This window comes from Streptomyces sp. URMC 127 (assembly GCF_051386535.1).
Lineage (GTDB): Bacteria > Actinomycetota > Actinomycetes > Streptomycetales > Streptomycetaceae > Streptomyces.
Map to the genome: position 1 here is coordinate 1 of NZ_JBPQTW010000512.1, position 407 is coordinate 407.

The following is a 407-nucleotide window of genomic DNA, read 5'->3' on the forward strand; positions in this document are numbered from 1 at the left end:
GTCCCGTGGCGGGCGAGGCGGGCGGGGACGACGCGCCGGGGGAGCCGGGGGAGGCCGCCTGTGAAGAGGAGCTCGCCGGGCCGGCGGCGTTGTCCTTCGCGCCGTTCTGCTTGAGCAGGAAGACCGTTCCTCCTCCGGCGATCAGCCCCGCGGCCACCACGGCGGCGAGGATGAGCGGCGTCCGCGAACGGCGCGGCGCGGGAGGCCCGTAGGGGAGGTAGCCGGTGACGTACGTGCTGCCCGAGTCGTGCGGGCCCGGGGCGTGGCCCGCCTGGCCGGAACCGTACGGGCCGGGCTGCGGATAGCCGTACGGGGCCGGGGAGGGCGCGGGCGCGGTCGGCGGCAGGGGCTGCGAGGGGTGCGGCGCCGGGGGCGGCACGGCTCCCGCGGTGACGGTCGGGGGGTCC

Annotated in this window: 1 pseudogene; it reads right to left on the minus strand. The window is 79.4% G+C overall.

The features are described 5' to 3' along the window. A pseudogene (locus tag ACSNOH_RS35170) lies at nt 1–407 on the minus strand (hypothetical protein); the annotation flags it as partial.